The sequence below is a fragment of the Actinoplanes subtropicus genome (assembly GCF_000721705.1).
GTDB classification, from domain to species: Bacteria; Actinomycetota; Actinomycetes; order Mycobacteriales; family Micromonosporaceae; genus Actinoplanes; species Actinoplanes subtropicus.
On the sequence record NZ_JOJL01000004.1, the window covers coordinates 483,874 to 507,897 of the forward strand.

The window sequence follows — 24,024 nt, forward strand, 5'->3', positions numbered from 1 at the left end:
TCTAGTGGGCGGTCCAGCCGCCGTCGATCGTGACGGACGCGCCGGTGATCAGCGAGGCGGGCGGGGTGCACAGGTAGGCCATCAGCTCCGCGACCTCCTCCGGTTCGATCAGGCGCTTGATCGCCGCCCGGTCCAGCATGATCTTCTCGATCACCTCGTGCCGCGGGATCCCGTTGATCTCCGCCTGGTCGGCGATCTGCTTGTCGACCAGGGGAGTGCGCACGAACGCCGGGCAGATGCAGTTCGACGTCACGCCGTGCGGCGCCCCCTCCAGCGCCGTGACCTTCGACAGCCCCTCCATCGCATGCTTTGCCGTGACATAAGCGGACTTGTACGGCGAGGCGAGCAGCCCGTGCACCGAGGAGATGTTCACGATCCGGCCCCAGCCTCGCACGTACATGTGCGGCAGCACCCGCTTGACCAGGCGATACGGCGTCTCGACCATGACCCGCTGGAGCAGCGCGAACCGGTCGTCCGGGAACTCGGTCAGCGGCGCGACGACCTGCAGGCCGGCGTTGTTGACCAGCACGTCCACGTCGCCGGGCAGGTCGGCGACCGTCTCCGGGTCGCTGAGGTCGGCGACGATCTCCCGCCCGCCGATCCGGCCGGCCACCTCCTTCGCGGCGGCGGCGTTGACGTCCACCACGATCACCTCGGCGCCCGCGGCCGCCAGCCGGGCGGCGCAGGCGCGGCCGATCCCGCTGCCGCCCCCGGTCACCAGGGCGGTGCGGCGCGAGAGATCCAGGTCGACCACAGTCGTCATGCCCGTGAACCTACGACCCGCCGTCGCCCGCCGCACATGTGCGCGCCCCACATACCCCGCCGTTTGGCGGTGTGCGGTACTTTTCCGCCCGATGACTCTCTCCCGACGTGCCGTCCTGGGCGCCGCTCTCGGTTCGCTGACCGTGGCGGCCGGCGGCTGCGCCCGCCCGCTCAGCCCGGCCACCGGCGGCGGCAACGCGAAGACGCCGCTGAATGTCGGGCTCCTCTGGACCCGTACCGGCGACCAGCTGAAGGTCGCCGAGAGCACCCGGTACGAGCAGGGCCTGCGGATCGGCCTGTCCTGGGTCACGAACCGGGCCAACAAGATCGGCGTCCGCGCGATCCACACCCTCAAGGCCGACGACAAGGGCTCGCCCGAGGTGGCGGTCGCCGCGGCCGAGGACCTGATCGCCAAGGGCTGCCGCATCCTGGTCGGCGGGTTCACCGATCCGGTGGCGCTGCGGCTGGCCGAGCTCGCCGGCCGGCGCAAGGTGCTGTTCATCCCGGCGATGGCGACCTCCGACGCGCTGACCGGGATCAACAAGTACACGTTCCGGGACGGCCCGTCGGAGACGCAGCTGCTGATGGCGGTCAGGGCGTACGTGAAGCCCGGTGGTCGCCTGGTCGTCCTGGCCGCCGATCCCGGGAAGGCGCCCGCGCTCCTGGGAGCGGCCGCCACGATCAAGGCGCCCGCCTCGACCACCGACTTCACCGCGATCGGCAAGAAGATCAAAGCGCTGCGCGCCGACCAGGTGTACGTCGATTGGCCGGTCGTCACGCCCCGGCTCTGGGAGGCCCTGCCGGCCGGCGTCCAGCCGCTCACCGTGCTCGGCGCGCGGGCGACCTGGCCCGCGTACGGCACGACGGGCGGTTCGCTGCGGTTCGTGACGCCCTATGTCGACGGCGCGACCAACAACTCGGCCTATTCGACGCTGAAGGTGTCGGTCCCCGGCCGGCGGGCGGACACCGGGCATGCCGAGGGGTTCACCGCCGCCCAGATGATCGTGCGGGCCCTGCAGCTGGGGCCGCAGGACGTGGCGGCGATGATCCCGGCGTTGGAGGGGATGTTCTTCAACGGCCTGAAGACCGCCATGAACGTCCGCCCCCAGGACCACCTGATGCTGGAGCAGCTGTGGGGCGGCCGCCTGACCTGGACCGGCGCCGCCGGCGTCGTCACCGCGGTCACCGACCGGCAGTTCGGCCCGGCGGAGACCGCGATCCCGCTCTGACTACAGCTCCTCGGTCAGCCCCGCGGTCAGCCGCTCCCACAGCCGGTCCGCGCCGGCCGCCAGGCAGCCGTCCACCACCGCGTCGTCGCCGAGCGCGCTCACCCGCATCGGCGGCGCCACCGGCGCCAGCTCGCGCACCCGCTCGGCGACCCGGTCGAGGAAGTCCGCGGCCCGGCCCACCCCGCCGCCCAGCACGATCAGGTGCGGGTCGGCGACCGCGATGACCGCGCAGACGGCCCGCGCGATCAGGGTCGCCTCGGCCTCGACGACGCCGTGGGCGCGGGCGTCGCCCCGGCCGGCCGCCTCGAAGACCGTGCGCGCGGAGAGCGGCCCGTGCATCCCGGCCCGCCGGGCGGCCCGGACGATGCCGCTCGCCGACGCGATGCTCTCCAGGCCGCCGAGCCGGCGCGCGTCGGCCGGGTCGGCCCGGTCGTCGTCCATCGGCAGGAAACCGATCTCGCCTGCCGCGCCGTGCGCGCCCCGGTGCAGCTTGCCGTCGATGACCAGGCCCATGCCGATGCCGGTGCCGATCGAGACGAACGCGAAGCTGGCCACGTCCCGGCCGTGCCCGTGGGCCTGCTCGGCCAGCGCGGCGGCGTCGATGTCGTTCTCCAGCACGAGCTCGGTGCCGAAGGCGCGGCGCAGGTCGCGCAGCACGGCCGGCTCGCCCCAGCCGGGCAGCCCGGCGGCCAGGGTGAGCGTCTCGCGGGCCGGGTCGTAGATGCCGGGGCTGCCGAGCACGGTCTGGCCGAGCGCGCCGGGCCCGAAGCCGGCCTCGGCGCGCAGCTGGGCGGCGAGCTTGGCCAGCGCCGCCACCCGGCCCGGGCCGGTGCGCGCCCGCGCCCGCAGGGTGGCCCGGGCGCGCACGGTGCCGGCCGGGTCGGCGATCGCCCCGCGCAGGTACTGGCCGCCCACGTCCAGCCCGAGGACGAAACCGGCGTCGGGGTTCACCTCGTACAGCACGGCGGCCGGGCCGGGGACCCCGGTGCGGACCCCGGCCGGCCGGATCAGCCCGGCCCGTTCCAGGTTGCCGAGGGCGAGTGACACGGTGTTCTTGGCGAGCCCGGAGATGCGTGCCAGGTCCGCCCGGGACAGCGACTTGGTGGTGCGGATGTGGTCGAGCATGAGCTGCTCGTTGAGCGCGCGGATGAGCCGTGGCCGCGCGGCCGAGCCGGAAACCGCCATGCGTCTTCCTCCGTTACCGACTCTTCACGGAAATCTTCAGGGCCGCTCTTGTCCGGGGCGAGATCGGTAGTCTACTTTCCTACCCATCAGACGGTAGTAAGTCTTACTAACAATCATGGCGGACCGCAAGGATGTGGGGAGGGCGGCATGCCACCGGTCGTGCTGGGCATCGACTTCGGGGGCACCAAGATCGCCCTTGCGGTCGGTGACCTCGACGGCAACCGGCTGGGCGGGGTCACCATCCCGGCCGCCGCCGAGTCGGGGGCGGCGGCCAGCCTGGCGGCGGCCATCGACGCGGGGCGCCGGCTGCTGGCCCGGGTGGCACCGGGCAGCGCCCTGGCCGGCCTCGGCGTGTCGACCTTCGGCATTCCCGGCCCGGGCGGGGTCGCGCTGGCCCCTGCCATCGACGGCTGGTCCGACCTCCCGCTGGGCCGCGAGCTGGGCGACGCCTTCGACCGGGTGCCCGTCCGGCTGGTCACCGACGTCAAGGCGGCCGCCCAGGTCGAGGCCGACCGGGGCGCGCTGGCCGGGCACGACCCGGCCATCTACCTCAACCTCGGCACCGGCCTGGCCGTCGCGATCGTCGCGGGCGGCTCGGTCATCGCCGGTCACCGCGGCGCCTCCGGGGAGATCGGCTACAACCTGCGCGGTCTCGGCGACGTCGGGCTCCGGCTCGGCGACCGCACGCCGCTGGAGGCGACCGTCAGCGGCGGCGGGCTGCTCGCGGCCGCCGCCCGGGTGGCCCCGGGCATCACCGGGGCCGCGTTCTTCAAGGCGGTGGCGGAGGATCCCGCGCTCGCCGGAGTGCTCGACGACTTCCTCACCGAACTCTCCTTTCACCTGGTAAATCTCGCCATCGCCGTGGATCCGCAGCGGATCGCCGTCGGCGGCGGGCTGGTGCGCTCCTGGGAGCTGATCGGCCCGCGGTTGCGGGCGGCGCTGGACGCCGCCGTGCCCTACCCACCCGAACTCGTCATCGCCGCATTCCCCTACGACGCGCCACTGATCGGGGCCCTGGTCCACGGCGTGGCGGCCGCCCGCGAGCGGCCCACCGGCGTCGGCCCCATGTAGAAGGGAACACCAGGATGAGACTCCGCAAGAGCCTGATCGCCGTGCTGGCGGCGGGCCTCGTGCTCTCCGCGTGCAGCGGAAAGTCGACCTCCTCCACCACCACTGCCACCGGCGGGAACGCCACCGGCACCGACGGCCCGCACAAGCCGGGCGGCACGGTCACCATCGCGAACACCACCGGGCAGACCTGGCCGTGCCAGTTCAACCCGTTCAACCCGGCGCAGAACCAGGAGGCGCTCGGCTTCGTCTACGAGCCGCTGGTGCACGTCTCCGTGGTCGGCGACTCCAAAGAGACCCCGATGCTGGCCACCGCGTACAAGTGGAGCGCCGACCTGAAGTCGCTGGTCTTCACCATCCGCGACGGGGTGAAGTGGAGCGACGGCCAGGCGTTCAGCGCGGACGACGTGGCGTACACGTTCAACCTGATGAAGGAGCACCCGGCGCTGGATCTCTTCGCGCTGTGGACCGGCGCCGGGCTGACCGGGGTCACCGCGGCCGGCAACCAGGTCACGATGACCTTCAGCAAGCCCGCGAAGCCGTACTTCTACAACGTCGCCGATCAGGTCGGCATCGTGCCCAAGCACATCTTCTCGACCGGCGCCGCCGCGGCGAAACCGGACACCTTCACCAACCCGAAGCCGATCGGCACCGGCCCGTTCCTGATGGGCACCTGCGGGCCGAACAACATCGAGTACACCGCGAACCCGACCTACTGGCAGGCCGGCAAGCCGTACATCCAGAAGATCGAGTACCCGGCCTACCTGGACAACGCCCCGGCCAACAACGACCTGGCCAGCGGCAAGGCGCAGTGGGGCGGCCAGTTCATCCCGAACATCAAGTCGTTCTACCTGGCCAAGTCGCAGGACAACCACACCTGGTCGCCGCCGCTGCTGAACGTCGGCCTGTTCCCGAACCTGGACCCGTCGCACGCGGCCACCAGCAAGCTCGCCGTACGCCAGGCGATCGCCGCGGCCCTGGACCGCAACCAGATCGCGCTGATCGGCGAGGGCGGCCAGCAGCCGGCGGCCAACCAGACCGGCGTGGTGATCCCGACCTTCCAGAAGTACTTCGACCAGGCGGCGCTGACCTCGGCCGGGTATGACAAGCCGAACGCGGACAAGGCCAAGCAACTGCTGGCGAGCGCCGGTTACTCGCCGTCGAACCCGCTGAAGCTGACGGTCATCTCGATCACCGGCTACACCGACTGGGACGCCTCGCTCGCCGTGGTCAAGCAGCAGCTGCAGCCGATCGGCATCGACCTGACCGTCGACGACCTGGCCCAGCAGACCTTCCTCAACAAGCTCTACACCGGCGACTTCGACCTGGCCTACTACTCGGAGCAGAACAGCGGCCCGTCGCCGTACTACGAGCTGCGTCAGCTGCTGTACTCGAAGAACTCGGCGCCGATCGGCAAGAACGCCAGCTCCAACTTCGAGCGTTACCACAACGACCAGGCCGACCAGCTGCTCGACCAGTACGCCACCGCCGACGACGCCACCCAGGTGTCGATCGTCAAGCAGCTCTCCGCGCTGATGCTGCAGGACGTCCCGATGATCCCGACCACCGGCTCGGTGGACTGGTTCCAGTACAACACCTCGGACATCCTGGGCTGGCCGACGCCGGACAACCCGTACGCGGAGCCGTCGCCGTACAAGATCCCGGACAACGAACAGGTCATGCTGCACCTGTACTCCAAGGCCGCGCAGAAGTAGCCGGCCGGAACGGGAGGGCCCGCCCATGAGATACGTGCTCCGGCGCCTCGGATTCTTCGCGCTTACCTTGTGGGCGGCGCTCACCATCAACTTCTTCCTCCCGCGGTTCATGCCGGGCAGCCCGCTGCAGGCGCTGCGCGCGCGGACCTACAACAAGCTCTCCCCGGCCGCGCTGGAGGAGATGCTGACCTCCTTCGGGTACAAGCCGCACGAGAACGTCGGCGTGCAGTACCTCGACTACCTCGGCCACATGTTCACCGGTAACTGGGGCGTCTCGATCGGCTCCGCCCTCGGCCAGCCGATCACCCAGATCGTCGGCCAGGCGCTGCCGTGGACGCTCGGGCTGGTCGGGGTCGCGACCGTGCTGGCCTTCGTGGCCGGCACGGTGATCGGGGTGGTGGCCGGCTGGCGGCGGGGCGGCACCCTGGACGCGATCCTGCCGTCGGTGTTCGTGGTGACCTCGGCCCTGCCGTACTTCTGGGTCGGCCTGCTGTTGATCCTGGTCTTCTCGGTGTGGACCGGCGGCTGGCTGCCCAGCGACTTCAACTACGACAGCAACCTGCAGCCCGGGTTCAACCCCGAGTTCATCGGCAACGTGCTGCGGCACGCCGTCCTGCCCGGGCTCACGATCTTCATCACGGCCGTCGGCGGCTGGGTGCTGACCATGCGGAACAACATGATCACCACGCTGGCCGAGGACTACATCCGGATGGGACGCGCCAAGGGCCTCGCCAATCGGAAGATCATGTACCAGTACGCGGCGCGCAACGCGTTCCTGCCCAACCTCTCCGGCTTCGCGATGTCGCTCGGGTTCGTCATCTCCGGCGCCATCCTGGTCGAGTACGTGTTCAACTACCCCGGGCTCGGTTACCTTCTCTACAACGCCGTGCAGAACACGGACTACCCGATGATGCAGGTGCTGTTCATGCTCTTCACCGTCGCCGTCCTGGTCTCGGTGCTGCTCTGCGACTTCGCGACCGCGTGGCTCGACCCGCGGTCCCGGGCGAAGGGGTGAATCCGTGACGGCCCTGCTGACCACCCCGCCCGCGGCCGCCGCGGCGCCCCCGTCCCGCCGCCGCGGCGCGTTCCTGCGCTCGGTGCTGCGCAACCGCAAGGCCCTGATCGGCCTGGTCATCTTCGGGGTCTTCACCGTGATGGCGGCCGTTCCGCACCTGTTCACCTCGGTGACCGAGCCCAACAAGCTGGCCTTCCCGCCGGCCCTGCCGCCGTCCGGCGATCATCTGCTCGGCACCACCGCGCTGGGCCAGGACATCTGGGCGCAGCTGGTCTACGGCGCCCGCCAGTCGCTGGTGATCGCCCTGGTGGCCGGCTTCTTCGCGACCGTGCTCTCGGTGCTCGTCGGCGTCTCGGCCGCCTACCTGGGCGGCGTCGCGGACGAGGCGCTCTCGATGGTGATCAACATCTTCCTGATCATCCCGACCTTCCCGCTGATCATCATCCTGGCCACGTACGCGGGCAAGGGCACGCTCACCGTGGTGCTCATCGTGCTGGTGGTCACCGGCTGGTCGTACGGCGCCAACCAGATGCGGGCGCAGGCGCTGTCCCTGCGCAACCGCGACTTCCTGGAGTCCGCCCGGGTGCGGGGCGAGCGGCGGACGTACATCATCCTGGCCGAGATGCTGCCCACGATGACCTCGCTGATCGTCGCGAACTTCCTGGGCGCGGCGCTCTACTCCGTGCTGACCGCCGCCGGCCTGCAGTTCCTCGGCCTCGGCGACCCGAACTCGATCAGCTGGGGCACGATGCTCTACTGGTCGCAGAACCAGCAGGCGCTGCAGAGCGGCATGCCGCTGTGGTCGATCGCGCCGGGCCTCTGCGTGGCCCTGCTCGGCGTCTCGTTCGCCCTGCTCAACTACGCCTTCGACGAGATCAGCAATCCCGCCCTGCGACCCGTACGGAGGCGTCGTGCCACTGCTTGACGTTCAGCACCTGCGGGTCGAGTACGCCACCGCCGGCCGGCCCGCGGTGGCGGTCGACGACGTCAGCCTCACCGTCGGCGAGGGCGAGTTCGTCGGCGTCGTGGGCGAGTCGGGCTGCGGCAAGTCGACCATGCTGTTCGCGGTGGCCCGGCTGCTCAGCCCGCCCGCGGAGATCACCCACGGCAGCGTCGAGTTCCGTGGCCAGAACCTGGTGACGATGGCCGAGAAGCAGCTCAACCTGCTGCGCTGGCGCGACTTCTCGGTGGTCATGCAGAGCGCCATGAACGCGCTGAACCCGGTGGCCACGATCGGCGCCCAGTTCGCCGACGCCCTGACCGCGCACGGCAAGTTCACCAAGGCGGAGATCACCGAGCGCTCGGTCGAGGTGCTGCGCATGGTCGGGATCGACCCGATCCACCTGCGCAGCCACCCGCACCAGCTCAGCGGCGGCATGCGGCAGCGCGCCATGATCGCGATGGCGCTGCTGTTCACGCCCGACCTGGTGATCATGGATGAGCCGACGAGCGCGCTCGACGTGGTGGCCCAGCGCGCTCTGATGGTCCAGATCCGCGAGCTGCAGGCCCGGCTGGGCTTCGCGGTCGTCTTCGTCACCCACGATATGTCCCTGGTCAGCCACTTCTCCGACCAGCTGCTGGTGATGTACGCCGGCCAGGTGGTCGAGTCCGGCCCCACCCGGACCGTCTTCGACCAGCCCGCGCACCCGTACAGCCGCGGGTTGCTCGACGCCTTTCCGTCGGTCCGCGGTCCGCGGGTCCCGCTCACCGGCATCCCCGGCAGCCCGCCCGACCTGTCCCGGCCCGCCGAGGGCTGCCGCTTCCAGCCGCGCTGCCCGGTGGCGCTGCCCGAGTGCGCGACCACCCGGCCGCCGCTCTACCCGGTCGGCCCGGCGCAGAGCCGGTGCCTGCTCAACGCCCCGGTGGAGAACAACGCGGAGGTGCCCTCATGACGGAGCTGTTGCGGACCCGCGGGCTCACCCGGCATTTCAAGGTCGGCGGGACGTTCTCCGGCCGGCGGCTGCACGCCGTCGACGACGTCGACCTGACCATCGAGGAGCGCGAGATCATCGCGCTGGTGGGGGAGAGCGGCAGCGGCAAGTCGACCATCGCTCGGCTGCTGGCCCGGGTCTACGAGCCCACCGCCGGCGAGATCCTCTACCGCGGGCGGTCGCTGGCCCAGCTGCGCCGGCGCAAGGACCTGCTGGCCTACCGCGGCGACGTGCCCATGGTCTTCCAGGACCCGTTCAGCTCGTTGAACCCGGCGTACCGCGTCAAGCACGGCATCATGCGGGGGCTCATCCTGCACCGGCCGGATCTCGACGCGGCCGGCCGGCAGGCGGAGGCGGAACGCGTGGTCGAGGCCGTCGGCCTGCACCCGGCCGCCGAGATCCTGGAGCGTTACCCGTACGAACTCTCCGGCGGGCAGCGCCAGCGGATCGGCTTCGCCCAGGCCCTCGCCTACCGCCCCAAGCTGATCATCGCGGACGAGCCGGTGTCCATGCTCGACGTCTCCATCCGCATCGGGCTGCTCAACCTGATGGCGACGCTGCGCGAGGACGCGGGCGTGTCGATCCTCTACATCACGCACGACATCGCCAGCGCCCGCTATCTCTCCGACCGGGTCGCGGTCATGTACGGCGGGCACATCGTCGAGGCCGGCCCCACCGAGGACGTGCTGGGCGAGCCCAAGCATCCCTACACCCAGCTGCTGCTCTCGGCCGTGCCCGATCCCCGCGCGCCGCTCGATCCCGATGTGGCTCTCGACCGCGGCGAGCCGCCCCGGGTGGTGGATCCGGCGCCCGGGTGCCGGTTCCGCGCCCGCTGCCCTCTGGCGATCGACCGCTGCGACGTGGAGACGCCGCTGCTGCGCGACCTGGCCCCCCGGCACCAGGCGGCCTGCCACGTCGCGACCTAGGCTGGGCCGATGACCGGCGACGAGCGCCCGGCCCGGGTCGAGGACGTGCACGAGACGGCCGAGTCGATGCCGCACGTCACGGTCGTGTGGGGGAGCGGGGAGAACCCGGTCTACCAGGTCGGCGGCAAGTCGTTCGTGTTCTTCCGCAACCCCCGGCCGGACGCGTTCGACCCGGCGACCGGCGAGCGCTACACCGACGTGATCGTGTTCTGGGTGGAGTCGCCGGCCGACAAGGAGGCGATGGTGCAGGACCCGTCCTCGCCGTTCTTCACCACGCCGCACTTCAACGGCCATCCCTCGGTGCTGCTGCGAGCCAGCCGGATCGGCGAGCTCAGCCGCGCCGAGGTGGTCGAGGTCGTGCAGGACGCCTGGCTGTCGCGCGCCTCCGCCCGGCGCGCCGCCCAATGGCTGGCCGCGAACAAACCAACCTGAAACCCTTTGACCGTACGCGTGGGACAGGTCCCCGATGCAGCGGATCGGCCAGGTGGGTGGCCGGGCTCCGCGCCCGGCCACCGGGCTGTCCTGCATGGTCAGAGCGTGCGCAGCGCCTCGACCGGGGACAACCGCGCCGCCCGGGCCGCCGGGTAGAGGCCGGCCAGCGCGCCCACCAGCAACGCGGCGGCCAGGCCCGCGGCCGGCGCGGAGAGCGGCACGGCCACCGGATTGCCGCCCAGCCGGGCCGCCACCGCCGTGGCCAGCACCCCCAGCGCGATGCCGAGCACCCCGCCGGCCGCGGCCAGCAACGTCGACTCGAGCAGGAACTGGGTGGCCACGTGCCGGCGGCGGGCGCCCAGGGCGCGGCGCAGGCCGATCTCGCCGCGGCGTTCCAGGACCGAGATGACCATGATGTTGGCGATGCCCACCCCGGCGATCAGCAGCGCGATGCCGCCCAGCCCCAGGAACAGGCCGACGAACGCGCCCTTCGCCGCGATCCGGGCCACCAGCAGGTCGGACGGGCGGCGTACCTGCACGTCGTCCTTGCCGTCCGGGACCGTGGTCGCGGTCAGCACGCCGGCCACCGCGGCCACCTGGTCCGGGTCGGCGCGCAGGTAGATCCGGCTCGGGCCGGCGTCGCGGGCGAACACCCGCTCGGCCTGGCCGAAGCTGATCAGGGCGGCCACGTCGATCTCGGGGGCGACCGGGACCGGCGCCAGCACGCCGGTGACCGTGAAGTAGTGGTTGCCCAGCAGGATCTGGGTCGGTGCGTCCAGCGAGCCGATGCCGAGGATCTTCGCGGCCTCGTAGCCGAGGACGGTGACCGGGTAGTGCTCGGCGGTCGCGTCCAGGTAGCGGCCCAGCAGCAGGTGCGCCGACATGGTGGGCAGCAGCGAGCCCTGGGCGGCGAGCACGTTCATGCCGCCGGTCTGCTCGGCCGGGATCGCCCGGCTGCGCCGTACCGTCACGTTGTCGACCGAGCCGACCGCGGTGACCGTCCGCACCGGCGGGATCCGGGCGATCATCGGCTCGGCGGTCAGCGGCAGCGGCACGGTCCGGCCGTTGACCGATTCCGCCGAGGCCACCGTGAGCAGGTTGCCCTCCTCGCCGAGCTGGGCGAGCAGCTGGGCCTTCGCGGACTGGGCGATGCCGAGCACGGCGACCACCGCGGCCACCGCGATGGCGATGCCGAGCGCGGAGAGCGCGGCCCGGATCCGCCGGGACCGCAGGCCGGCCGTGGCGACGCCGATCGCGTCCGGGAAACGGAGTCTCGACGGCATCAGGCCACACCCCCGAGAAGGCCGGTGTCGGCCACGATCCGGCCGTCGACCAGCGAGACCTGCCTGCGCATCGCCGCGGCGACCGCATCGTTGTGGGTGATCAGCACGACCGTGGTGCCGTCGTGGGCGAGGCCGGAGAGCAGCTCGGTGATCCCAGCGCCGGTGGTCGAGTCGAGGTTGCCGGTCGGCTCGTCGGCCAGCAGCACGGCCGGCCGGCCGACGATCGCCCGGGCGATGGCGACCCGCTGCCGCTCGCCGCCGGAGAGCTGCCCGGCGCGATGCCGGGTGCGGCTTGCCAATCCCACCTCCCACAGCACCTCGGCGGCCCGCTCGCGCCGGACCTTGCCCGGCATCCCCCGATAGAGCAGGCCGGTCGCCACGTTGTCCAGCACGCTGAGGTGCTCGAGCAGGAAGAACTGCTGGAACACGAAGCCGAGCCGGGTCGCCCGGACCTCGGACAGCTGCGGGTCGGAGAGCGCCGACGTGTCGGTGCCGGCGATGCGTACCGTCCCGCTGGTCGGCCGTTCGAGCGTGCCGAGGATGCTCAGCAGCGTCGACTTGCCGGCCCCGGACTGGCCGGTGATGGCGACCGTCTCGCCGGCCTCCACCACCAGGTCGATGCCGGCGAGGGCGGTCACCGCGGTCGGCGGCGGGTAGACCTTGCCGACCCCGTCGAGCTCGAGCGCGTACGTGGTCATGAGCTCGGCACCTCGACCTTCGAGCCCTCGCGCAGGCCGTCCCCGCGCACCTCGACCTGGGTGTCCGAGAACAGGCCGGTGGTGACCCCGACCAGCCGGCGGGCGCCGCCGTCCAGCAGGTACAGGCCGTACCCGCCGCCGGCCAGCGCGACCAGGGCGGTGATCGGCACGGCCAGGGCGTTCTTCACCGAGGCGTCGGTGACGTGCACCTCGACCGGCGCCTGGTCGAGCCCGGCCCCGGCGACCTCGTGCGTCAGGGTGACGGTCGCCCCGATGGTGGGCAGCTGGCTGCCCCGGCCCTGGTCCTCGGGGTTGGGCCCGGCGGCCACCGTGGACAGCTGGGTGACCCGGCCGGGCACGCTCTGCCCGGCCGGCATGACCACGGTGACCGCGTCGCCGGGGTGGACCGCGTGCGCGTCGGTCACCGGGATCGCCAGGGTCACGGCCACGGTGGTCGAGGTGCCGGTGACCAGCGGGCCGGCGCCGCCGCCGGCCGGGGCGCCGACCTGCGCGCCGAGGGTGGTGACCCGCATCTTCCCTGGCTGGAAGGTGACCGCGCCGAGGTCGAGCCGGCCGGTCACCGGCTGGTGGGTGGCGCGCTGCCAGCGGCGCAGCGCCGTGGCGGTGGCGCGGGTGAAATGCCCGTCCACGGTGAGGTCGGTCTGGCCGAGCGCGACGAGGTTGCTCTCCAGCGCGCGTACGTCCGGCCCGTCGGTCACGCCCAGCGAGAGGGACCGCCAGGCGGGCTTGTCGCCGTAGAACAACCGGACCGGCTTGTTGTCGATCGCGAAAACCGGCTGCCCGCGCGTGATCACCTGCCCCGGCTGCGGCATCCAGGTCACCGTCCCGGTCCGCGCCGAATAAACCCGATATGTCCCGATATATCCTAAGGTGCCGGATACAACGTTCGTGGTGGATAAATCGGTGCGGGTGATCGTCACCGACCCGGTCGGCACGCCGGCGGCGGCCGGCGGCGCGGCCGGGGCGCTCTGCAACCACCACCCGGCCCCGGCGCCGGCGGCCACCACCAGGGCCGCCCCGCCGCTCAGCACCGCCCGCCTACGCATGGCCGAGGCTCCCCAGGCTCGACGCCGCCGACTCCGCGTCGAGGATCGGCCGGCAGGCCTGGACGGCCCGCTGCAGGATCGGGTTCTCCTTCCCGCCCGGCGGCACCTCGTCGCTGGTCAGGCTGAAACCCTTGCCCGGCGTGAAGTGGCTGTTCACGGTCGGGTCCTTGAAGTTCGGCAGCCCGTTGGCCCGCATGCACTGCGCCGACTTCACGCCCGCCGCGATCAGCGCGGGCGGCGGCGGCCCCTGGTCCCGCATCGCGAAGTTCGCCGCGTGGATCAGCTCCTGGCAGGCGTTCGTGATCACGGTCAGCTGGTCGTCGCTGAGATCCCGCAGCGAGACGTCGTCGGTGTAGACGTAGCCGTCGGCGGTCAGCACCGGATCCTGGTAGTTCGGCGCCCCGTGCTGCCGGATGCACTGCGCGGCCGTGTGCAGCTTCGCCCGCCGCGCCGCACTCGCGTCCCCCGCCACCGCGTTCGGGTTGTCGTCGGTCGTGCGCGCCCCGGCGCTCGGGTGCGCGCCGCCACTGCCCGCCAGCTGCGGCACCGTCGGGCTCGACGGGCCGTTACCGCATGCGCCCAGACCGATCAGCAAGACCGTGGCCACAACAAGTCTTCTCACCGCGATACCCCCGTTCTCGGGTCGTCATCGACGCCGACAGGTGTATCGAGTGAGCGGTGACACCACCGCTACCGCCCACGTTGGACGGATGTCATGTCCTAGGAGGCGAGGCTCCAGACGACCCCCGCCGCGCCGGCGATCACGCAGTAGATCGCGAACGGGTTCAGGGTGCGGGTCTCGAAGTACTTGGTGAGAAAGCGCAGCGAGACGTACGCGGCGACGCCGGCGACCAGGCTGCCGACCAGCACCGGGCCCAGGATGCCCTGCCCCTCCGGGCCGGCCAGTTCCGGGAGCTTCAGCACGCCGGCCGCGGCGATCACCGGTGTGGCCAGCAGGAAGGCGAAGCGGGCGGCGTCCTCGTGGGAGAGGCCCTTCAGCAGGCCGGCGCCGATCGTCGAGCCGGAGCGGCTGATGCCGGGCAGCAGCGCCAGGATCTGCGCCGAGCCGATCAGCAGGGCCTGCTTCCAGGACTGGCCGGCGAGCCGCTCGTCGGAGGCGACGTCGCCGCCGTGCCCGGCCGAGACGCCGCCCGCGGCGGCGGTCGAGCTCGCGTACACCCCGGGCTGGCCGGCCGGCACCGGGGTGCGGACCACCTGCTGCCGGCTGCGCAGCCGCTCGACGGTGGCGAGCAGCACGCCGTTGAGGACCAGGAAGATCGAGGCGGGCAGCGGCTTGCCCAGCGCCGTCCGTACGGTGTGCTCCAGAACCAGCCCGGCCAGCCCGACCGGCACGGTCGCCACGATCAGCAGCCAGGCCAGCCGCTCGTCGGCGTTGGTGATCGAGCGGCTGCGGATCGACGTGAACAGCCCGCGGACGATCCGCACCCAGTCGGCCCGGAAGAACCAGACCAGCGCGACCGCGGTCGCGACGTGCACGGCGACGACGAACGCCAGGTACGGCGACTTGTCGGCGCTCATGCTGAGGTCACGCGCCCACTGACCGCCGATCACCGCCGGGAGCAGGACGCTGTGCCCGAGACTCGACACCGGGAAGAGCTCGGTGACGCCCTGCAGCAGCCCGATGACGATCGCCTCGGGATAGGTCAGTGACGCGTGAACCATGCTGGCGCATCCTTCCTCTCGCAACCTGAAGCTTCGCTGAAGGATGCAACCCCCGCCCGCTCAGCTCCGGCTGAGCTCAGGGGCTGGGAAGATCTCGCGCAGCGTGAACGCCTCCGGCGTCGGGCCGTCGGCCTGCAGCCGGCCGAGCCGGGAGATGGCCTGCCGCAGCGTGGGAACCTTACCGGCCGGGATCCACCACAGCACCAGCGCGGCCTCGGGCCCGTGCGGGTGGAACCACTCGCGGCGGCGGCGCAGGTATTCGAGGTGCTGGGACTGGTACGCGTACGCCCGCAGGTGCTCGGGCGTCGCCCAGACCGAGAGCGTGTAGATGCGGTGCGGATCGGCCGGCGCGTGGATGGTGCCGTCGCCGTTCTCGCCGGCGAGCCGCCAGACGAAGCCGGGTGAGCGGTCGGCCAGGGCGTTCATCAGCGCGAGGCCCTCGGCGAACTCGCGATTCGACGGGTCTTCCATCGGGGCTCGGAGGCGGGCGGTGTTCATCTGGGCCAGGTGGAAGTCGGTCATGGGGACAGCCCATCAGCTCCGCACTCTATTGTCAATGCGATTACTTTTTAGAGAGGGCGACGCAGCACCGGCCCGGCGCCGCGTCCATCCCCGCCTCCCACTCGTCGTCGAGCCCGGCGCCGGCCAGCAGTCCGGTGACCATCGCGAGGTTCATCCCGCAGATCACCGGCGGGAACTGCTCGGCCAGCCGGTGGAACGGGCAGTTGCGCAGCTCGATCCGCTCCGGCCCGGCCGCCGCCGGCGCGTAGCCCTGCGCGGTCAGCAACTCGGTGACGTCGGCGCCGGCCGGGGCCCGGCGGCCGTGCTTCTCGGCCACCTGGTGGAGCGTCCCCTCGGCGCCGGCCTGCTCGACCGCCTCGGCCAGCAACTCGGCCGCCGACCGGTAGGCGCGCGGCGGCACGCTCACCGCGTGCTCCGCCGCGGCCGGCCGGTACAGCTTGGCCGGCCGCCCGGCGCCCGGGCCGGTCCTGCCCGACCTGCGTGCGTACGAGACCTCGAGCAGCCCCGCCGCCACGAGCTTGTCCAGGTGGAACGCGGCCAGCGTGCGCCCGACGCCGAGCGCCTCGGCCACCTCGTCCCGCCCGACCGGCCCGGTCCCGTCCGCGACCAGCCGGTACGCCCGCCGCCGCACCCGGTCGGTGAGGCTGGCGAGGGCATCGAGATCGTGCAGGTCTTCCGTCGTCACCCGGCCATCGTATTGCCAACCCGGCTTGTCGCTAGAAGTCGAGCCGCCCGAGGAAGTCCAGGCAAACTCAGGCGTACGGGTCGGCGCGTCGTCGGTAGGGTCCCATCGTGGCCACCGCAACGGTTCCTCCGCGTCGATCGGGTGACCTTGTGCGGGCGCTCGCCGGGCTCGCGGCCGCGGCTCTCGGCGTCGTGCTCTTGATCAACGCGGTGGCATCGGTCCAGGTGGTGATCGCGCTGGCCGGGGCCGGCTCGGCCGTGGCGGGCGGGTCGCTGCTGCTCGGCCGGGGGCTCCCGGGCCGCGACCGCGCCGCCGAGCAGGCCGCCTGGCCGCGGTGGCTCGACCGGGCGGCCGGCGTGCTCCTCGTGGCGCTCGGCGTCACCGTCGTCGCGTGGCGGGTCGCGTCCGTTCGGGTGCTCGCGGTGCTGCTCGCCACGGGCCTCGTCGTCAGCGGCATCGCGGCGATCGTCCGAGCGGTGCGTGGGTCCGTGGCGGAACGCGTCGCGGGCGGCCTGTTCGGCGGCGCCTCGGTCGCCGCCGGCCTGTTCGTGCTCGTGTGGCCGAAGCTGTCGCTCTTCCTCGTCGGTCTGTTGATCGGCGCGTGGCTCGTGCTGACCGGGCTCACGCAGGTGGTGCGCGCCGCCCGCGGTCCTCGGCAGCAGGGCGCCGACGACGTCAGCCCGGCGCGACGACGGCTGCGACGGTGGGCGCGCGTCGCGGGCAGCGCAGTGGCGCTCCTGGTCGCCGTCGTCCTGCTGGGCGCGACCGCGCTCCTGTACCGGGGCGACCCCCGCGTCGCCCCGGACGCGTTCTACACGCCACCGCAGGCTGTGCCCTCGCAACCGGGGCGGCTCATCCGCTCGGAACCGATGACGAAAGGTGTCCCGACCGGGTTACGGGCCTGGCGCATCCTCTACACGACCACCAACGGCGGCGGCGAACCCCAGGTCGCCAGCGGCACCGTCCTCGCCCTCGCGAACCTGCCGGCCGGCCCACGACCGGTCCTGTCGATCGCACACGGCACCGTCGGCATCGTCCCCAGGTGCGCGCCCTCGCTGTCCGCCACGCCCTTCTCCGGCGACCCGTCGGCGCCAGTCAACCAGATGGTCGCCGCGGGCTGGGTCGCGGTGACCTCGGACTACGCCGGCCTGGGAACGGCCGGGCCGCACGGCTACCTCGTCGGCCCGGACGCCGCCCACAACGTCCTCGACGCCCAGCGCGCCGCCAAGGAGATCGACGGCCTCGACCTGTCGCCCCGGACGGTCGTATGGGGCCACTCGCAGGGTGGCCACACGGCCTTGTGGACCGGGATCCTCGCGCCCGGCTACGCGCCGGAGATCGACCTGCTCGGCGTGGTGGCCATGGCGCCGGCCGCCGACCTCCCCGCGCTCGCCGAGGGCATCAAGGCAACGACCATGGGCAAGGTCATCTCCGCGTACATCGCCCAGTCCTGGGCGGACTACTACCCGCAGCTCAGGCTCGGCACCATGGTGACACCGGGGTACGGGCGCATCGTCCGGTCGATCGCGGAGCGCTGCGCCGGCACCTTGGGTGACGCTCTGCCCAGCGCCGCGACCGCGACGCAGCTCTCCCAGGAGATCTTCCGTCCGGACCAGATCAACGGCGAAGCAGGGGAGTTGCTGCGCGCCAACACACCGACGGGGCACATCAACGCGCCGTTGCTCCTGGCTCAGGGTACGGCGGACGGGCTCGTCCTGCCCGGGGAACAGCGCGCGTACGTCGCGGCGCGGTGCGCCGCCGGCCAGGCGATCGACTTCCGCGAGTATCCCGGCCGTACTCACCTCTCGCTGGTCGAGACCGGGTCACCGCTGACGCCGGAGCTCGTGAAATGGACGAACGCCCGGCTGGCTGGCGAGCCGCCGACGCCGACCTGCTGAACCGAGCGGCCGGTGGCCATGGACCGAAACCGCGCACCTCAGAAGCCGAGCAGGAACAGCGCGCCGGCGGCGAGCAGCCCGGCCTCCACCAGCAACACGAAGACCCGGTCGCTGATCCGGCCGACGATCCGCTTGCCCACCCACGCGCCGGCCAGCGTCGCCGGCGTCAGAGCCAGACCGAACACCAGCACGCGTACGCCGAGCAGCTCCCCGGCACCGTACGCGGCCAGCTTCGAGAGGTGCATCGTGAGCGCACTGGCCGCCTCGGTGCCGATGTAGGCGGCCCGGGTCAGCCCGTACGCCAGGAAGAACGGCGCCGTCAGCGGACCGACCGAACCCAGCAGCGCCGACCCCAGCCCGGAGACCGCACCCACCGCCGCGAAGCTCCGCTCCGGCGGCTTACCCGGGCCCGGGCGTACCCGGCGCCAGACCACCACGCCGATCAGGAACGCGCCGAGCACCCGCTTCAGCGCCCCCAGCGGCGCATGGGCCAGCAGCAGCCCGCCGGCGACCGCGAACGGCACCGCGCCGAGCGCGAACCAGCCGATCAGCGACCAGCGCAGCTCCCGCCGGTTGAGCCAGGCCCGGAACCCGTTGCTGGACAGCTGGGTCAGCGTCAGCATCGGCACCGCCACCCGCAGCCCGAACAGGACGGTGAACACCGGCAGCAGCAACACCCCGCCGCCGAACCCGGCCACCGCCGACACCAGCGCCAGCCCGAACGCCGCCACCGACGCCACCGCCAGCGTCGGCACCTGGTCGAGGATCACCCGGCACACCCTAAACGGGAGATCCGATAGGCTCCGGGCGCGGTTACGTCGCGGTCTTCCTGATCCTGGTCGCCGTCTGGGTGCTGGCCGCCCGCCGGCTCGCCACCCACCGGCTGATCGCCCGGGCGCTCGGCCGGTGGGGTCACCTGCTGCTCCCGGCCGTCCTGATCGGCATCGGCCTGCTGATCCTCCTCCCCGGGCTGGCAGGAGCAAGCTGAGCGTTCTTGCAGCTCATTGGCATCTACCACATTGTCGCGTGACTAGTACGGCGCCTACACTGAACACCATGGCCGGACCCGAGCACCACCACCACGACCGCCTCAGGAACGCGCTGACGCCGCACTCGCACGACAGCGCCGACAAGGTCGACCCCGCGCTGGAGGCGTCCCGCGACGGCATGCGCGCGCTGTGGATCTCGCTCGCCGGGCTCGGCCTCACCGCCGCGCTGCAGGCCCTGATCGTCGTGCTCTCCGGGTCGGTGGCGCTGCTCGGGGACACCCTGCACAACGTCGCCGACGCGCTCACCGCCGTGCCGCTGGGGGTCGCGTTCTGGCTCGGCCGGCGGGCGGCCACCCGGGCCTACACGTATGGTTTCGGCCGCGCCGAGGATCTCGCCGGCGTGGTCATCGTGCTGGTCATCGCGGCGTCCTCGATCGCCTCGGCCGGGTTCGCGATCGAGCGGCTGCTCCACCCGCGGGCGATGACGCACCTGCCCTGGGTGCTGCTGGCCGGCGTGGTGGGCTTCCTCGGCAACGAGATCGTCGCCCGCTACCGGATCACGGTGGGCCGGCGGATCGGCTCGGCCGCGCTGGTCGCCGACGGCCTGCACGCCCGTACCGACGGCTTCACCTCGCTCGCCGTGGTCCTCGCCGCCGGCGGTGCCGCGCTCGGCTGGCGCTGGGCCGATCCGGTCGTCGGGCTGGCGATCACGGTGGCCATCGGGTTCGTGCTCAAGGACGCCGCCCGCGAGGTCTACCACCGGCTGATGGACCGGGTCGAGCCCGAACTGGTCGACCGGGCCGAGCGGAGCCTGCGCGGCGTGCCGGGCGTGCGCGACGTCTCGGGGCTGCGGTTGCGCTGGATCGGTCACCGGCTGCACGCCGAGGCCGCGGTCGTGGTCGACGCCCGGCTGAGCCTGCTCGACGCCCACGAGATCGCCGCGGACGCCGAGCACCAGCTCACCCACGGCGTTCCCCGGCTGGTCAGCGCCACCGTCCACGTCGACCCGGAGAGCCACCCGGGCGAGGCGCACCACACCGTTCTGTCGCATCACCGCCGCGATCGGCTGGCCGCCGCCGGGCAGTGAGACCGAGCCGGCCGCGACCAGCTCACCGGATCGGTCGTTCTGCGGATATGCACCCGCAGCCGCCGCTACGCACCTTTCACGTCGCCGGAACACCCAAGACCATGCTTGCGTACGATCGATGGGGCTCGTTCGGCCGTCCCGTCGTGCTGGTGCACGGGCTGCTGTTCGACCGCACCATGTGGTGGCCGGTCGCCGCCGAGCTGGCCTCGGCCCGCTGCACGGTGGTCGCCCCCGACCTGCCCGGCCACGGTCAGTCCCCGGCCCGCGACCGCTGCCGCCTGGAGACGCTCGCCGCCGAGCTCGCCCGGCTGGTCGACGGCCTGTTCCTGCACCGGGCGCCGATCGTCGTGGCGCACGCCGGGGCGGCCCCGCTGGCGACCGCCTTCGCGGCCGGCTACGCCACCCACGCCGTGGTCACCCTCGACGAGCCGCCGGACGGTGCCACCGGACCGGACGACCTCGTCGACGCGGCCGGCCTCGACCGGGTGCCGGCGGCCTTCCGGTACTACGCCCGGCCCCGCCGCGAGCCGGCGCTGTTCCACGCGTACGCAAGCTGGCTCGCGAAACCACCCACCCGCCGCAACCAGCCCGCCCTGGCCGGCGGCACGCGCAGCGGGCCCGCCCGGCCGGAAACACGCTTCGCGCCGCTGACCGATCCGGCGGGTTTCGCCACCCAGCTCCGCGCCCTGCTGTGACATCCGGCCGGGCGGCGGATCGTGGTGCCGTTGCCCCGTGCGGGGCATACCGCGCGGCGCATAGCATGTGGCGTCGGGGCGTTTCCGGGGCAGCGCGGGCGGGAGAGATCATGGGCGAGGACTTCCAGGACACGCTCGCCCGGGTCACCAGCTCCCTGGTGACCATGGCCAAGGCCGTCCGGGAGGCGATGCGGCAGGCCAGCGCGGCCCTGCTCGCCGCGAACCCCACCATTGCTCAGCAGGTGACCGTGCGGGCCGCCGAGATCGAGGTGCTCTACCGGGTGGTCGACGACCGGGTCTTCGACCTGATCCTGCGCCGGCAGCCGGTCGCCGACGAGCTGCGCACCGCGCTGACCGCGTTGCAGGCGGCGGCCGACCTCGAGCGGATGGGCGCCCTGGCCGCGCACGTCGCCCGGGCCACGCTGCGCCGGCATCCGAGCGCCGCGGTGGCGCCCGAGCTGACCGAGCTGTTCCGGGCGATGAGCAAGGTTGCCGACGAGCTGGCCGGGAAGATCGTGGCCGCCCTGGCCGGCAGCGACGCGACGCTCGCCGCCCAGCTCGACGGCGACGACGACGCGATGGACCAGCTGCACCGGCAGCTGTTCAGCGTGATGCTGCGGTCGGACTGGCCGCTCGGCGTGGAGGCGGCCATCGACGGCGCGCTGCTGGGCCGCTACTACGAGCGCTACGCCGACCACGCGGTCAACGTCAGCCAGCACGTGATGGTGCTGGTCGACGGCAAGGACGACTGAACCGGTCAGCGTCTCGCGGCGAAGCCCGCCTTCTCCATCGCCAGCCCCAGCGCGTCGAGCCGCTCGCGTCAATGATCCGCGTCCGGCAGAGTGGGCGCGTCGGTGGGATAGAGCCCGGCGACGAAGCCGTACACCTGATCGCCCGAGCGCGGGATCTGCGCGAACCGCCGGGCCACCGCCTGCACCTCGGCCCAGAAGGCGCGGACCTCCTCGACCGGGATCCGGGCGTGCACCAGCGTGCACCGCAGGTCGTCGGCCGCGTGCGCCGCGGCCGACTCGGCCGCCGCCGCGGCCAGGCCGTTCATCGAGGCGACCACCTGGGCCTCGGCCCGGTTCAGGGCGCCGACGTAGTACGTCCGCGCCACCCGCCCGTAGTAGCGTTCGTCGATCGCCCGTACCCGCCGGGTCCGCACCACCCGCAGCAGCCCGGCCTCGGTCAGCAGGTTCACGTGGTACGCGACGCTGCTCTTCGGCCGGTCCACCGCCTTTGCCATCTCGGTGACCGTCGCGGCCCGTTCGAGGACCAGTTCGAGCAGCGTCCCGCGCAGCGGGTCGGCCAGCGCCCGCAACTGCTCGGGCGCGGTGACCACGAGCAAGTCGTCCAGCTCGTAGTCGGGGATCTGCTGATTGACCGACATTTCCCGACCGTTCTAAAGTATTGGATCGTTCGACCCATCCCGTCCAGAGCCAGGAGTCTAGAGGTCATGGCCGAAGTAGTGCTCTACCACCATCTGCAGGGTCTTACCGACGGCGTGCGCGCGTTCGCCGACCGGCTGCGGGCCGGCGGTCACGTCGTCCACACGCCCGACCTGTTCGACGGCGCGTTGCCGGGCAGCCTCGACGAGGGCTTCGCGCTGTCGCAGCGGATCGGTGACGAGGTCATCGCCGCCCGGGCCACCAGCGATCTTCCGGGAACCGCCGTCTTCGCCGGCCTCTCGTTCGGCGTGCTGACCGCCCAGCGCCTCGCCCAGACCCGTCCCGGCGCGCGCGGCGCCCTGCTCTACGAGGCCTGCCTGCCGATCCACGGTGAGTGGGCGATCGGCCCGTGGCCGGCCGGCGTCCCGGTGCAGATCCACGGCATGGACAAGGACCCCTTCTTCGCTCTCGAGGGCGACGTCGACGCCGCGCGCGACCTCGTCGAGACCATCGGACAAGATCAAGGGCAGCTGTTCCTGTACGCCGGGGACCGGCACCTGTTCACCGACTCGTCGCTGCCCTCGTTCGATGCGGCGGCCACCGACCTGGTGGTCGAGCGCTCGCTGGAGTTCCTCGGCAGGCTGACGTTCTGAGGCGTGTTTCCGGGCCGGTGATGCCGCGACCGAGCAAGAGTGCTCAAGCGGGGGTATCGGAGCGGTTATTTGCAACTATCGCGATGAGTGCATATGTTTGGGGGCATGCCGACGCACGACCACGACCACGGTGTCCCGGCCGGCGCCGACCGCCGGTGGCTGACGCTCGCGCTCGCCCTGATCGGCGTCTTCATGGCCGGCGAGGTCGTGGTCGGCCTGATCGCCGGCTCGCTCGCGCTGCTGTCCGACGCGGCCCACATGCTGACGGACGCCGGCGCCATCGTGCTCGCCCTGATCGCGATGCGCCTGGCCGCCCGGCCGCCGCGCGGCGGCTACACGTACGGCCTGAAGCGCGCGGAGATCCTCTCCGCCCAGGCCAACGGCGTGACCATGCTGATCCTCGCGGCTTGGCTGGCGTTCGAGAGCGTCCGCCGGCTGATCGCCCCGCCGCCCGTCACCGGCTCGCTGGTCCTGATCACGGCGCTGGCCGGCGTGGTCGTCAACGTGGCGGCCGCGTGGGCGATGAGCCGCGCGAACCGGTCCAGCCTGAACATCGAGGGCGCCTTCCAGCACGTCGTCAACGACCTGTACGCGTTCATCGCCACCGCGGTGGCCGGCGTGGTGATCCTGACGACCGGCTTCGCCCGCGCCGACGCGATCGCGACCCTGGTCGTGGTCGCGCTGATGGTCAAGGCGGGGGTGGGGCTGGTCCGCGAGTCCGGGAGGATCTTCCTGGAGGCGGCCCCGTCCGGCCTCGACCCGCAGCGGATCGGCGACCGGCTCGCCGGGGTCGAGGGCGTGGTCGAGGTGCACGACCTGCACGTCTGGCAGATCACCTCGGGCCAGCCGGCGCTGTCGGCGCACGTGCTGGTGGCCCCGGGCGGCGACTGCCACACCGTGCGGGCCGAGATCGAACGGCTCCTGCACGACACGTACCACCTGACCCACAGCACGCTGCAGGTAGACCACGCCGACCTGTCGGTGCACTGCGAGGACGCCCACGGCGCCTCCTACCGGTCGCAGCCCTGAGCTCGGCGATGAGCGCGCGGCGCTGTCGAGCGGAGCGATTCCGGCCGGAGCGGGGCCGGGCACCGCAGTGCGGGCGCCCGGCCC

Annotated in this window: 26 protein-coding genes; 15 read left to right on the forward strand and 11 right to left on the reverse strand. The window is 72.4% G+C overall.

Features of this window, described 5'->3' with window-relative positions; all coding sequences use genetic code 11:
* Position 1: 1 nt before the first annotated feature.
* Entirely contained in the window at positions 2–763 is a 762-nt protein-coding gene (locus tag IH26_RS0108025) for a 3-hydroxybutyrate dehydrogenase (protein WP_030435483.1), read from the reverse strand.
* Between the two features lie 91 nt (positions 764–854).
* Here IH26_RS0108025 and IH26_RS0108030 point away from each other — a divergent pair, with 91 nt between their 5' ends.
* Positions 855–1,991 (forward strand): ABC transporter substrate-binding protein, encoded by a 1,137-nt coding sequence (locus IH26_RS0108030; protein ID WP_051807714.1) that lies wholly within the window; start codon positions 855–857, stop codon positions 1,989–1,991.
* Here the strand turns inward: IH26_RS0108030 and IH26_RS0108035 are convergent, their stop codons facing one another.
* Positions 1,992–3,176: an ROK family transcriptional regulator gene (locus tag IH26_RS0108035; RefSeq protein ID WP_034214021.1), complete on the reverse strand. Its 1,185-nt coding sequence runs from the start codon at positions 3,174–3,176 to the stop codon at positions 1,992–1,994.
* 147 nt (positions 3,177–3,323) lie between these two features.
* Between IH26_RS0108035 and IH26_RS0108040 the strand changes: the two genes are divergently transcribed.
* The 7 genes from IH26_RS0108040 to IH26_RS0108070 are packed head-to-tail and all read left to right on the forward strand — an operon-like array spanning position 3,324 to position 10,263.
* A complete protein-coding gene (locus IH26_RS0108040) occupies positions 3,324–4,247 on the forward strand; it encodes an ROK family protein (protein WP_030435486.1) in 924 nt (307 codons plus the stop codon).
* A gap of 14 nt (positions 4,248–4,261) precedes the next feature.
* Complete coding sequence (locus tag IH26_RS0108045; RefSeq protein ID WP_030435487.1) at positions 4,262–5,959, forward strand: ABC transporter substrate-binding protein; 1,698 nt, start codon at positions 4,262–4,264, stop codon at positions 5,957–5,959.
* A gap of 25 nt (positions 5,960–5,984) precedes the next feature.
* Positions 5,985–6,974 carry an ABC transporter permease gene (locus IH26_RS0108050; protein ID WP_030435488.1) on the forward strand — a complete coding sequence of 330 codons (990 nt, stop codon included), beginning with the start codon at positions 5,985–5,987 and terminating at the stop codon, positions 6,972–6,974.
* Between the two features lie 4 nt (positions 6,975–6,978).
* Positions 6,979–7,899, forward strand: coding sequence for an ABC transporter permease (locus IH26_RS0108055; RefSeq protein WP_245664997.1), 921 nt, complete (start codon positions 6,979–6,981; stop codon positions 7,897–7,899).
* Positions 7,886–8,866 carry an ABC transporter ATP-binding protein gene (locus tag IH26_RS0108060; RefSeq protein WP_034214024.1) on the forward strand — a complete coding sequence of 327 codons (981 nt, stop codon included), beginning with the start codon at positions 7,886–7,888 and terminating at the stop codon, positions 8,864–8,866. Before IH26_RS0108055 ends, IH26_RS0108060 begins: the two co-directional genes overlap by 14 nt.
* Positions 8,863–9,831, forward strand: a complete 969-nt coding sequence (locus IH26_RS0108065; protein WP_030435491.1) for an ABC transporter ATP-binding protein — start codon at positions 8,863–8,865, stop codon at positions 9,829–9,831. Before IH26_RS0108060 ends, IH26_RS0108065 begins: the two co-directional genes overlap by 4 nt.
* A 9-nt stretch (positions 9,832–9,840) precedes the next feature.
* Positions 9,841–10,263: an MmcQ/YjbR family DNA-binding protein gene (locus tag IH26_RS0108070; protein ID WP_030435492.1), complete on the forward strand. Its 423-nt coding sequence runs from the start codon at positions 9,841–9,843 to the stop codon at positions 10,261–10,263.
* A 98-nt stretch (positions 10,264–10,361) separates the two neighbouring features.
* Here the strand turns inward: IH26_RS0108070 and IH26_RS0108075 are convergent, their stop codons facing one another.
* The 7 genes from IH26_RS0108075 to IH26_RS0108105 form a co-directional block, all read right to left on the reverse strand.
* Positions 10,362–11,546: an ABC transporter permease gene (locus tag IH26_RS0108075; protein ID WP_030435493.1), complete on the reverse strand. Its 1,185-nt coding sequence runs from the start codon at positions 11,544–11,546 to the stop codon at positions 10,362–10,364.
* A complete protein-coding gene (locus IH26_RS0108080) occupies positions 11,546–12,244 on the reverse strand; it encodes an ABC transporter ATP-binding protein (RefSeq protein WP_030435494.1) in 699 nt (232 codons plus the stop codon). The genes IH26_RS0108075 and IH26_RS0108080 overlap by 1 nt, the downstream gene beginning before the upstream one ends.
* Complete coding sequence (locus IH26_RS0108085; RefSeq protein WP_030435495.1) at positions 12,241–13,311, reverse strand: peptidoglycan-binding protein; 1,071 nt, start codon at positions 13,309–13,311, stop codon at positions 12,241–12,243. Before IH26_RS0108085 ends, IH26_RS0108080 begins: the two co-directional genes overlap by 4 nt.
* A complete protein-coding gene (locus IH26_RS0108090) occupies positions 13,304–13,918 on the reverse strand; it encodes a hypothetical protein (protein ID WP_030435496.1) in 615 nt (204 codons plus the stop codon). Before IH26_RS0108090 ends, IH26_RS0108085 begins: the two co-directional genes overlap by 8 nt.
* Positions 13,919–14,031: 113 nt before the next feature.
* Positions 14,032–14,994: an undecaprenyl-diphosphate phosphatase gene (locus IH26_RS0108095; protein ID WP_030435497.1), complete on the reverse strand. Its 963-nt coding sequence runs from the start codon at positions 14,992–14,994 to the stop codon at positions 14,032–14,034.
* A 60-nt stretch (positions 14,995–15,054) separates the two neighbouring features.
* Positions 15,055–15,516 carry a DUF3291 domain-containing protein gene (locus tag IH26_RS0108100; RefSeq protein WP_030435498.1) on the reverse strand — a complete coding sequence of 154 codons (462 nt, stop codon included), beginning with the start codon at positions 15,514–15,516 and terminating at the stop codon, positions 15,055–15,057.
* 40 nt (positions 15,517–15,556) lie between these two features.
* The gene (locus IH26_RS0108105) at positions 15,557–16,201 is read right to left on the reverse strand and encodes a helix-turn-helix transcriptional regulator (RefSeq protein WP_030435499.1); all 645 of its coding nucleotides are present in this window, start codon (positions 16,199–16,201) and stop codon (positions 15,557–15,559) included.
* A 107-nt stretch (positions 16,202–16,308) separates the two neighbouring features.
* On the opposite strand from IH26_RS0108105, the gene IH26_RS0108110 reads away from it, so the two are divergent.
* On the forward strand, positions 16,309–18,099 hold the full coding sequence (locus tag IH26_RS0108110) for a lipase family protein (RefSeq protein WP_034214028.1): 1,791 nt from the start codon (positions 16,309–16,311) through the stop codon (positions 18,097–18,099).
* Between the two features lie 38 nt (positions 18,100–18,137).
* Here IH26_RS0108110 and IH26_RS0108115 read toward each other — a convergent pair whose 3' ends face one another.
* The gene (locus tag IH26_RS0108115) at positions 18,138–18,869 is read right to left on the reverse strand and encodes a sulfite exporter TauE/SafE family protein (RefSeq protein WP_030435501.1); all 732 of its coding nucleotides are present in this window, start codon (positions 18,867–18,869) and stop codon (positions 18,138–18,140) included.
* Positions 18,870–18,949: 80 nt separating this feature from the next.
* Here IH26_RS0108115 and IH26_RS57755 point away from each other — a divergent pair, with 80 nt between their 5' ends.
* From IH26_RS57755 to phoU, 4 genes are all read left to right on the forward strand, one after another.
* Positions 18,950–19,087, forward strand: a complete 138-nt coding sequence (locus tag IH26_RS57755; RefSeq protein WP_211268600.1) for a hypothetical protein — start codon at positions 18,950–18,952, stop codon at positions 19,085–19,087.
* A gap of 68 nt (positions 19,088–19,155) precedes the next feature.
* Positions 19,156–20,175: a cation diffusion facilitator family transporter gene (locus IH26_RS0108125; protein WP_030435502.1), complete on the forward strand. Its 1,020-nt coding sequence runs from the start codon at positions 19,156–19,158 to the stop codon at positions 20,173–20,175.
* Between the two features lie 101 nt (positions 20,176–20,276).
* Positions 20,277–20,870, forward strand: coding sequence for an alpha/beta hydrolase (locus tag IH26_RS55645; protein WP_169789735.1), 594 nt, complete (start codon positions 20,277–20,279; stop codon positions 20,868–20,870).
* A gap of 110 nt (positions 20,871–20,980) precedes the next feature.
* Positions 20,981–21,622: a phosphate signaling complex protein PhoU gene (gene phoU, locus IH26_RS0108135; protein ID WP_030435504.1), complete on the forward strand. Its 642-nt coding sequence runs from the start codon at positions 20,981–20,983 to the stop codon at positions 21,620–21,622.
* Between the two features lie 68 nt (positions 21,623–21,690).
* Here phoU and IH26_RS0108140 read toward each other — a convergent pair whose 3' ends face one another.
* Positions 21,691–22,260, reverse strand: a complete 570-nt coding sequence (locus tag IH26_RS0108140) for an ArsR/SmtB family transcription factor (protein ID WP_030435505.1) — start codon at positions 22,258–22,260, stop codon at positions 21,691–21,693.
* 66 nt (positions 22,261–22,326) lie between these two features.
* On the opposite strand from IH26_RS0108140, the gene IH26_RS0108145 reads away from it, so the two are divergent.
* Both IH26_RS0108145 and IH26_RS0108150 read left to right on the forward strand, forming a co-directional pair.
* Positions 22,327–22,911, forward strand: a complete 585-nt coding sequence (locus IH26_RS0108145) for a dienelactone hydrolase family protein (protein WP_030435506.1) — start codon at positions 22,327–22,329, stop codon at positions 22,909–22,911.
* A gap of 105 nt (positions 22,912–23,016) precedes the next feature.
* Entirely contained in the window at positions 23,017–23,940 is a 924-nt protein-coding gene (locus tag IH26_RS0108150; RefSeq protein ID WP_084598712.1) for a cation diffusion facilitator family transporter, read from the forward strand.
* Positions 23,941–24,024 lie beyond the last annotated feature (84 nt).